The sequence below is a fragment of the Paenibacillus sp. 7541 genome, assembly GCF_002276395.1.
Taxonomy (GTDB): Bacteria; Bacillota; Bacilli; order Paenibacillales; family Paenibacillaceae; genus Paenibacillus_AQ; species Paenibacillus_AQ campinasensis.
The window spans coordinates 1-10,751 of sequence record NZ_NQLZ01000013.1 but is presented as its reverse complement, the minus strand read 5'-3'; the positions used below and the strand labels follow the sequence as shown (position 1 = coordinate 10,751).

Sequence of the window (10,751 nt, the reverse complement as noted above, 5' to 3'; positions counted from 1 at the left end):
ATTTAACCTCCTAAAAGTTTTGTGGAGCAGATGCTTCATTGGGGGGTCTTCGCAACAAAACTGACTTCGGAAGCATTATTAACGCTATCTCCGGCAGTGCATTCCTATCTTACAACATTGATGCAAGTACAAAATTTGATGACTCCGAACCTTGATGCAGTCCGCTTTTCCGAAGCTGATACCGTCATGGTGCTTGAAGGTTTATATTTAATGTTACAATCTGTATAAAGCTAGGCTTGCGAAATGAGCGAAAGCCCCCCATGTCCGACAAGGCGTCATCTTGACTTCAATATTCTGCTGCTATATAGTTCTATAATAAAACTATTTCATAATCGAACTATTTGAAGGAGGAACAATCTGTTGGACGATAAAATAAAGGAGTGGATCGACCGGTATGTGAATGCTCACTCATTTGTTGTACGTCGAATCAATGCCCGTATTCGGGAGGAGCTTGGCGAAACGCTGACCGATGATCAATATCAGATCATGCTGCTGATTAACGATATCCCGCAATGCACGCCTTCCCAGCTAGCGGAGATGTTCTCCGTCGGCAAAAGCTCCATTACGGCGATAGTCAATCGTCTGGTGCAGGCCGGAATGGTTGAGCGAACGCGGGATGAAGCTGACCGCCGCATCATCTATCTATCGATTACCGATCACGGACGCTCCATTTTCGATTCGTGCCGCAAGCAAATCAGGGAACTCATTTCACCTTATTTGCAGCATTTTGAGGAGGAAGAAATCGAATCCTTCATTTCTAATTTTGAAAAGTTGGGGCAGTTAATGCAGGAAGGCGGGAGAAAGAATTGAAAACCATACTGAGAGCAAGATGGTTCATCATGATCCTATGGATTGCTGTAGCCGCTGGCTTGTTTCTAACGGCGCCATCCATGGCGGATCTTGTAAGAGAGAAGGGACAGCTCTCCGTTCCGGATGGCTACTCCTCCTCGAGAGCTTCTCAAATACTAAGGGAAGCCTCCGACAGTGAGGACGGCCGTTCGCTGAGTCAGGTGGCGCTTGTCTTCAACAAGCCTGACGGATTAAGCGAGGCGGATCAAGACAGTATACGGCAGGGCGTGGAGCGTCTGAGCGAGAATAGAGATAAGCTCAGCATCACCTCCATTAACGATCCGTTCACACAGTCGGAGCTGGCGGATACGCTGATCGCGGCAGACGGCAACACCATTATGGTTGCGCTCCAGGTCAGCGGAGGCCAGGAAGCAGTCAAGCAGTTGCCGGGACAGGTGAAAGAGCTGCTGGCAGACGTAACAGCAGACCATTATCTGACCAGTGAAGGCCTCATCAATGAGGATACCATCGTCAGCTCCGAGGAAGGGCTGAAGAAAACGGAATATATTACTGTCGTTTTCATTCTCGTCATTCTATTCATTGTGTTCCGTTCCTTTGTTGCTCCGTTTGTGCCACTGCTGACCGTGGGCTTGAGCTACATTGTGTCTCAATCGGTGGTCTCCTTTCTAGTCGACCGATTCGATTTCCCGATTTCGACCTTTACCCAGGTATTCATGGTCGCTGTCATGTTCGGGATCGGCACCGATTACTGCATTTTGCTGATCAGCCGCTTTAAGGAGGAATTGGCAGCCGCTGAGGATACCAAAACAGCGGTTATCGAAACTTACCGCAAAGCCGGCGGTACAGTCATATACTCCGGGCTCGCGGTATTTGTTGGCTTTATTGCCATCGGCCTGTCTGAATTCATTCTGTACAAATCCGCAGTTGCCGTAGCCGTCGGTATTGCGATCATGCTAATTGCATTGCTGACCGTGGTGCCCTTCTTCATGGCACTGCTGGGCAAGGCGCTCTTCTGGCCTTCCCGCGGCAGTCTGGAGCACTCGGAGAACAAGCTGTGGGGAGTCGCCGGGGCATTCTCGCTCAAGCGTCCCCTGGCGTCGCTGCTCGTTGTTGCAGTCATCGTAGCACCGTTCCTTCTCACCTATAGCGGCAAGCTGTCCTTTAACAGTCTGGAGGAGATCGGGCCGCAATACGAGTCGGTCAAAGGATTTAATATCATCTCTGAGAGCTTCGGACCTGGTGAATCCATGCCTTCTACCGTTGTCATCCGAAACGATGACCTGATGGATACGGCCGAATATGTCGGTCTGGCAGAGAAAATCAGCCGAGAGATCGAAAAGGTTGACGGCGTTTCTGCAGTTCGCAGCCTCTCGCGCCCGACCGGGGAACAAATTCATGACTTCCTGATCCCGACACAGGTTCAGACTTTAAATGACGGCCTGGATCAGACTCAAGGCGGGCTGAATGAAATTGAAAATGGCCTGTCCGAGGCCGGCAAACAGCTGAGTGAAAATGCGCCCAAGCTGAGCGAAGCCGCTGCCGGCGCCATGGAGCTGACCCAGGGGACAGCGGATCTGAAGCAGGGCATTGGCGAGCTTGGTCAGGCCTTGAACGCGATCCAGCAAGGGATTGCGAGCGGCTCCGCCGGCGCCGGCGAATTGAAAGCCGGCTTGCAGCAAGCGGCCGACAGCGCCAAGGAGCTGGCGGATGCGCACGCCCAGCTGCTGGAAGGCTACAAGCAGCTCGGCAGCGGATTATCCGCGCTTGACGGCGGCGTTGCCGGCATCAGAGAGCAGCTGGATGGTGTTGCAGCTGCCCTGAGCAGTCTGGATGCCTCCTTCTCCGGATTGGAGAGCAGCCACCCGGATCTGCTGCAAAATCCGGATTACCTGACCATTAAAGGAACCGTAACCCAAGCCGGATCCGGCGCAGCCCAGTTGGCAGCCGGGCTGGGACAAATATCAGAGCAGATAAAAGGCGCTGCTGCCGGCGTTGAAGAAGCGAATGCCGGATATGCACAGGCAGCCGCTGGGCAGGACGCGCTTGCCGAAGGGCTGAAGCAGATTGTGGCCGGCATCGGTGAACTGCAAGCCGGACTGTCGCAGGCCGCATATGGACAGCAGCAAATCGTCGGGCAGATTCCGTCCATCACCGATGGGCTGGGACAGCTGGAAGGCGGACAGAAGCAGCTGGCAGACGGCTTCAGCGAACTAACCGGCCAAATCGGTGAGCTGACCGAAGGGCTGACTGCAAGCGCCGACGGGCTGCGGCAAATCTCGGATGGCCTGGGTTCCGCCCAAGGATACCTAGAACAGCTTCAAAGCATCCAGGATGAGGAACTGAGCGGATTCTTCATTCCGCAGGAAGCGCTGGAGAACAGCGATTTCCAGACCGTCTTCGACACTTACCTGTCCGATAACCGCAAGGTGATGAAGCTGGATGTCGTGCTGTCAGCCAATCCGTACAGCGAGGAAGCGATGGACAGTCTTGAGCAGATCCAGTCCGCTGTAGAACGCGCGGTGGCTCATACGAAGCTGGAAAATGCCGAAGTGGCTATCAGCGGAATTACGAGCACCAACCATGATCTGCAAACGATCTCGAATGAAGATTACAGCCGAACTGTTATTTTAATGCTCACCGGCATCTTCATAATCCTGATCGTGCTTCTCCGTTCCATCGTGATGCCGATCTATCTGATTATCTCTCTGGTCATTACGTACTTCACCTCTGTCGGCGTGACCGAACTGATCTTCGTGAACGGGCTTGGCTATTCCGGAATTACATGGGCGACACCGTTCTTCAGCTTCGTCATGCTGATTGCGCTCGGCGTCGATTACAGCATCTTCCTGATGGCCCGGTTTAACGAGAACAAAACCTGGGACGTTAAAGACGCCATCCTTCACGCGATGCGAAATATGGGAACCGTCATCCTGTCTGCGGTGGTCATCCTTGGCGGCACCTTCGCAGCCATGTATCCGTCCGGTGTGCTGTCGATGATGCAGATTGCCACCGTGGTACTTGTCGGTCTTGTACTGTACGCCCTCGTGTTCCTTCCGTTCTTCGTGCCTGTGATGGTGCGTTTATTCGGACGTGCGAACTGGTGGCCGTTCACACCGAAAGAGTCGCCTAAGGATGCCGTCAGCACCAACCGAGATATTCATATGTAATTATTGATTCGTTATAGCCTCATAACCGGGACAGTTCCATTCACTTCACTCGCCTTATTCCATTTCAGGAGTAAGGCGAGTTTTTATAGGTCTTTAGAGCCAAGGTCTTATGACTCATATAGAGAAATATTAAGCCATTGTCCTGACTTTCTTCTGTACGCGCCGGGATTTTTTTCGTATGATAATGAAACTACATGCTAAAGCGGACGGTGCCATAATGCCTGATAAAATCATCAGAAAATCCATACTAAAAAACTTCTTGATTGTCATTATATTTCTGGCTGTGCTTCTGGGCATGCGGCTGATTTGGCTTCAGGCATACTCCTTGCCGCCTCATCCCTCAGCTAAGCATGGGGTTCTGGATCTGCGCAATTATCAGCATAACCCGTTGCCGGCAATCCCGATCGACGGAGAATGGGAATTTTATCCTGGCGTGCTTATCGGAAGGGCAGAGCTACAGCAACAAGCGCTGAAGCCTCACTATATTCAGGTGCCCCAGAGCTGGCGGGACGTCAGCTCAGAGTTTGCTGAAACTGCCTTCGGTGTGGGGACTTACAGACTCCGAATTATGCTGGACGAGCCTTTAGGAACGCCGATATCGCTGTGGCTGTCGGAGATCCGGCTATCCGCCGAAGTCGAGATCAACGGAACTACCCTGCTGCAAATCGGCCAAATAGGAACGAATGCAGATTCCTATGTGCCGGTCCGAAACTCATTGGTCGTTGACTATGATGGTGCTCGCGATGCTGAAGAAATTGAGCTTTTTATTCGCGTGGCCAATTTTGACGAACCGTTCGTCGGCGGAATTGCAAGATCCGTTATGCTGGGCTCTGAGGAAGAGATCGACCGCACCTACGGCGTGTCGGTTGATCTTCAGCTCATCACCTTTGTCATTTTGCTGCTGCATGCGCTTTATGCATGTATCTTGTATTTCTTAAACCCACGGGAGTTCATGCTGCTTGATTTTCTTCTGATGATGCTCATCACGGCTATTACGGTCGCCATCAGTACAGACTCAATTCTGCTGCAATGGGTGCCGCTCAACTATGAATGGACGCTGAAAATCAGACTTCTTTCGTACATGTGGATGGTCTTCTTCTTCGTCAAGTTAAGCAGCAGATTTTACGGCAAGCCTACAAAAGGCACCTGGTTTTACATTTATTCCGCCCTGCTGCTGCTATATTCGGTGTTTGTGCTGTTTGCTCCGCCATCTTGGGTGTCAATCACCTATCACTACCGGGTGTTCTCGGCATTGTATCTGCTTCCGATGCCGGTGTTCCTGTACCGATTTGTGCGCATGGTCATCGAAAGCCGCAAGCACGCCATTTATTTGCTGCTGTCATCGAGCGGGATCTTCTGCGGGGTGGCATGGTCCATCAGTGAAATATTTATAGAACTGCCTGTTGTCTATTATCCTTTTGATATTCTGGCTGCCGTCGTCGGATTTTCGTCCTACTGGTTCAGCCGCTATTACCACAATACCCAGCAAATCAGCCAGCTGAACGAAGAGCTGAAAGCTGCGGACAAGATGAAAGACCGGTTCCTTGCCAACACTTCGCATGAGCTGAGAACGCCGCTGCACGGCATCATCAATATCGCGCAAAGCGTCGCCGACAGGGAACAGGCCGGCATGACATACCGAAGCGTGGAGGATCTGAAGCTGCTTGTCACCCTCGGTCATCAGATGTCTCATCTGCTGAATGATCTGCTGGATGCCGTCCGCCTGAGGGAGAAGCGAATCATGCTTAAGACGAAGCCGATGTCGCTGCAATCGGTCGTTCATGGCGTATTCGACATTCTGAAATTTACGCCAAAGGCAGCGGGCGTAGAGATGCGGATGGATATCCCGGAGCAGCTTCCTTACATTTTGGCTGATGAAAAACGGCTGCTGCAGATTTTGCTGAATCTGCTTCATAACGCACTTAAATTTACCGAAGCCGGAACGATCACCGTAAGTGCCAAGGTGGTGAACGATCACGTCCTGATCGAAGTCACCGATACCGGCGTGGGTATGGATGAGGAGACGCGCCAGCGCGTATTCCTTCCTTATGAACAGGGACATCCCGGCTTTAACGATGCCAAGGGAATCGGGCTTGGGCTCAGCATCAGCAAAGAGCTGGTGGAGCTGCATGGCGGAACGCTGAGCGTTACGTCGGAGCTTGGACAAGGCTCCACCTTTGCGTTCATGCTGCCTGTCGCGGAAGCGACAGGCGACGAGGCGGCAGCTGAGCTGGCCGCGGGCCAAGAGTCATTCAGCTATATCGTGGAGGGCAGCCAGCTCGATCAACTGAGCCTGCTTCCACCGGAGGCTGATACCGTCACGGCCAAGCATCCGTTCAACGTGCTCGCCGTAGATGACGACAGGGTCAATCTGAGAGTGCTCGGAGGAATCCTGTTTCAGGAGCCTTACCATATTACGTTTGCTTCGTCAGGCAGCGAAGCGCTGGAGCTGCTCGGCACCAAGTCCTGGGATCTTGTCATCACGGATGTCATGATGCCCCAAATGTCGGGGTATGAGCTGACGCGCCGAATCCGGGAGCGCTTTAGCCCTTCCGAGCTCCCTGTGCTGCTGCTGACCGCACGCAGCGAGGCGGCAGACATCTATACAGGGTTTCAAGCCGGCGCCAATGACTATGTGACCAAGCCGGTGGATTCGCTGGAACTGAAATACCGCATTCGCTCCTTAACCGCGATGAAGCGCTCGATTGATGAGCGGCTCCGCATGGAGGCTGCGTATTTACAGGCGCAAATTCACCCGCACTTTCTGTTTAATACCTTGAACTCAATTATGGCCCTCAGCGAGATTGACCTTGACCGGATGCGCAGCCTGAGCGAAGCGTTCAGCTCTTATCTGCAGATCAGCTTCCATTATCAGAATTCGGATCAGTTCGTTTCGCTTTCGCAGGAGCTTGAACTGGTACGCGCCTATCTCTATGTCGAACAAGAGCGCCACAGCAACCGAATGACGATTGCATGGGACGTTGATCCGGAGATCGATATGGTTCTGCCTCCGCTCACCATTCAGCCCCTGGTTGAAAATGCCGTTCGGCATGGCATCCTGCAGAAAGCCAAGGGCGGTACAATCCGCATTCGGATTGTGCGGCAGGAGCAGCATATCCTCGTGGAAGTCAAGGACAACGGCAAAGGAATGGAGCCGGAGAAAGTGCTTCATCTGCTGGATGAGCCCGGTCCGGCGAAGCGCGGCATCGGCATGTACAATACGCATCGCCGGCTGGTCCAGACTTATGGGTCGGGCCTGGTCGTTCGAAGCGTGCCGAACGAGGGAACCAGCATCTCTTTTGTCATTCCGGAAATGAATTATCGGCAAGCGTAAACGCGAAAGGTAATCATGCAGACAGCCGCCCCACAGCCATTGGCTGTCTTGCGGTACTGCCTGCGGCTCTACTTGAGTCATCATTCATGAAGTGTTGTATAAGCTCATAAGGACGCCTCGAGGCACCTGCACAACGCAGGGGCACCCGAGGCGTTTTTCAGGTTACTTAACCTTTGATCGACCCGATCATGACCCCCTTCTCAAAATACTTTTGAATAAACGGATAGATCATGAGAATCGGCAGGGTCGATACAATAATGACACCGTACTTGATCTGATCGGCATATCGCTGGGCATAACCTCCGGCGTCTCCACCTGTTCCCGCCCCTCCGGCAAACACCTGATTGGAGAGCAAAATATCCCGCAGCACGATCTGCAGCGGCTGCAGATGGTTATCCCGAATGTAGATCAGGGCGGTGAAAAAATCATTCCAGTGTCCGACCAAATAATAGAGACCGATAACGGATATGAGCGCCTTCGACAGCGGCAGAGCCACTTTAACAAAGAAGGTGAAGTGAGAGCAGCCGTCCATTACAGCCGCCTCATGCAGCTCCTGCGGCAGCGAGTTTTCAAAAAACGTACGGGCGATAATCAAATAAAACACATTCACGGAAAACGGAATGATGAACACCCATATCGTGTTGGTCAAATGCAAATCCTTCATCAGCAAATAGGTTGGGATCAACCCCCCGTTAAAAAACATCGTGACGACAAAGAAGAACATGATGACCCGTCTCGGCCGAAACTCCCGCCTGGACAGCACGTAAGCAGCCGGCAGCGTAAACAGCATATTGACCAGGGTGCCAAACAGGGTGTAAAACACCGTATTGCGATACCCCGTCCAAATCCTCGCGTCCTGAAAAATTTCCCGATATCCAAACAAACTGATGTTTTTCGGAAAGAACAGCACCTTCCCTGTTGATACCAGGGTTGAATCGCTAAAGGATGCAATAACGATAAAATAGAGCGGGTAAGCGATCAACAGAAAGATGATCGTGCACACAAACGCCAGCATCATCTTAAATGTGATCTCTTTTCCGCTAACGCGCCATCCGGTATGCCCCATCTTGGTCCCTCCTTCCTCTCTTCGTTAGAATAGGCTTTGATTGGATGCTTTCTTGGAGATCATATTCATCGCAAACAGAAACACAAAGTTGATGAGCGTATTAAACAGTCCAATGGCCGAGGCCAGGCTGAACTGGCTGGATACGATCCCGATTTTATATACATAAGTGGCTATCACTTCAGATACCGGCAAATTAAGCGAATTTTGCATCAGAAATATCTTTTCAAAGCCAGTGCTGAGGATGTTGCCCATACTGAGAATAAACAGAATAATGATGGTCGGCACAAGGGCCGGAAAATCAATATAACGGATCGTCTGCCACCGGCTTGCCCCGTCGATCTTGGCCGCGTCATACAGCTGGGGGTCCACCGAGGACAAGGCAGCAAGATAAATGATGCTGTTCCAGCCGCAGTGCTGCCAAATGTCGGAGAGCACGTATACCGGGATAAAGGTCGACGTGGATGCCAGCAGCTGGATATGTCCCAGTCCTATGGATTTCATCAAATGTCCGACCACCCCGGTCTCCGAGGACAGCAGCACATTCAGCATGCCAACAAGCACGATAATCGAAATAAAATGCGGCAAATAAACGGTGGTTTGCATCAGCTGCTTCATCTTTTTTCGCCGGATCTGATTCAGAATCAACGCTAGAATGATCGGGGCCGGAAAGCCCAGCACAATGCTGGACAAACTAATCAGAAAGGTATTCCGCATGAGGTCGGTGAACAGATAGCTATCGATGAATTGCTGGAAATACGCCAGCCCGCGCCATTCCCCTCCGGTGAGGCCCTTGCTGAAATCATAATCCCGGAAAGCGAGCTGAATACCGTACATCGGTATATAATTAAAGATCAATATGACGAGAATCGCTGGCATAATCATCAGCCATAGCTGATAGTCTCGTATTATGGACGATATTCCTTTGTGGATCCGCATCCTATCCCCCCTCAGCTTAACGGAAATGCCCGTCCAGGCGTTGATACGGCCTATACGGCCGCTAGACTAGACATGGCATCATTCCATGTTGATCAGACATCAATGATTGCTTCTGTACTCGTCGTAGTACTTCTGCATAATCTCCAGGTTCTGGGTGATGCCGGCCTTCTGGGCTTCTCTGACATACGCGTCCCACTCGACCTCTATACCGCCCTTGGTCACCCACTTGGCAAAGCTCGACTCTGCCAGATTCATGATATTGGTATTGTTCAAACTCATCGTGTTGTTGTCCATCATCGAATATTTAATAAACATTGCCGGAAACACATCCTTGTCCAGATCCACCTGCAGCGCCTCCTGCAAGGGTTCCGACTGCTCGATGACCTCCTGCATGTCTTTGCCAAGCGTAAGCTGGAGCGAATCCGGTATATAGAAAGCGCCGTGGTCGGCCATCGTGGATGTCCATTTCCATGTCCCCGGGTCCATCTCTGGATTTCCAGGTGGAAGAATGGTGTAGCTCCCGTCCCCGTTATCCTGAATATTCGGGCCGATGGAGCCAAACAGCACCTGCATACCCACTTCCGGATCATACAGTTCGTTGATCAAGCGCATGGCCGCCTCCTTATTTTTCGTTCTTGCAGACATCACGATATGGTTCACCCCGTAGTTCAGGGAGTTGTAGTCATAACTCCAGGACAGCTTGCCCGTATAATCATCCGATACTTTAAGCGGCGGCAAGGATACGTACTGCGAGGCTACCCGTTCCCCGAACCGGTCTGAAGCGACCCAGCCCCAGGTGAACCCGACTTTGGCGGTGTCCCCATCGCCCCTGGCGATCGATTGGTATTTAGTGTAATCATGCGTGAATACCTCGGGGTTGATCAGCCCGGCCTTATACAGCTTGTTCAGAAATATCACCATCGTTTTATAGCGTTCGTCAATCAGGAAGTTCTTTACCTGACCATCCTCTACAAAATAGCCTTGGCTGCTTCCCTCCGACAACGTAATGCCCATGCTGCCCAGCAGCAGTGCAGCGTTAAAGTTTCCGCCGATGCCGCCAGGCCAATCCATCGGAATTTCGTCGTTCATATCGCCGTTGCCGTTGGCATCGCGCTCTTTGAAAGCGAGCAGCACCTCATATAACTCATCCCACGTCGTCGGCATCTCAAGCCCCAGCTCATCCAGCCATTGCTGATTGATATACTGTCTGGAGGCCGTGTCCGGCCAGAAACGCTGGTACTTGGGCAGCCCGTATATTTTCCCGTCAGCCTGGGTTGCAATCCGCTGTGTCTCAGGACGTTCATTGAACATCGTCTGTACATTGGGAGCCAGATCCAGCATCTCGGTCAGGTCCTGAAACAGCCCTTGGAACTGGGCAAAATCCGCGTCTGTAATCACATTGGGCCCGATAAACAGATCCGGGATGTCTCCGCTGGCG

Annotated in this window: 7 protein-coding genes; 4 read left to right on the top strand and 3 right to left on the bottom strand. The window is 51.9% G+C overall.

Annotated elements, in window-relative coordinates:
- The first annotated feature begins 21 nt into the window (after positions 1 to 21).
- The 4 genes from CHH75_RS24625 to CHH75_RS08365 all read left to right on the top strand — a co-directional run bounded on the left by CHH75_RS24625 (position 22) and on the right by CHH75_RS08365 (position 7,311).
- Positions 22 to 228, top strand: coding sequence for a hypothetical protein (locus CHH75_RS24625; RefSeq protein ID WP_141235821.1), 207 nt, complete (start codon positions 22 to 24; stop codon positions 226 to 228).
- Between the two features lie 132 nt (positions 229 to 360).
- Positions 361 to 810, top strand: a complete 450-nt coding sequence (locus CHH75_RS08375) for a MarR family winged helix-turn-helix transcriptional regulator (RefSeq protein ID WP_095263926.1) — start codon at positions 361 to 363, stop codon at positions 808 to 810.
- On the top strand, positions 807 to 3,977 hold the full coding sequence (locus CHH75_RS08370) for an MMPL family transporter (protein ID WP_095397943.1): 3,171 nt from the start codon (positions 807 to 809) through the stop codon (positions 3,975 to 3,977). Before CHH75_RS08375 ends, CHH75_RS08370 begins: the two co-directional genes overlap by 4 nt.
- A 217-nt stretch (positions 3,978 to 4,194) precedes the next feature.
- Positions 4,195 to 7,311, top strand: a complete 3,117-nt coding sequence (locus CHH75_RS08365) for an ATP-binding protein (RefSeq protein ID WP_095397942.1) — start codon at positions 4,195 to 4,197, stop codon at positions 7,309 to 7,311.
- A 166-nt stretch (positions 7,312 to 7,477) separates the two neighbouring features.
- Here the strand turns inward: CHH75_RS08365 and CHH75_RS08360 are convergent, their stop codons facing one another.
- From CHH75_RS08360 to CHH75_RS08350, 3 genes are all read right to left on the bottom strand, one after another.
- Entirely contained in the window at positions 7,478 to 8,377 is a 900-nt protein-coding gene (locus CHH75_RS08360; protein ID WP_095263923.1) for a carbohydrate ABC transporter permease, read from the bottom strand.
- A gap of 24 nt (positions 8,378 to 8,401) precedes the next feature.
- On the bottom strand, positions 8,402 to 9,313 hold the full coding sequence (locus CHH75_RS08355; protein WP_095397941.1) for an ABC transporter permease: 912 nt from the start codon (positions 9,311 to 9,313) through the stop codon (positions 8,402 to 8,404).
- Between the two features lie 99 nt (positions 9,314 to 9,412).
- On the bottom strand, positions 9,413 to 10,751 hold a 1,339-nt coding region (locus CHH75_RS08350), incomplete at its 5' end, for an extracellular solute-binding protein (RefSeq protein ID WP_095397940.1).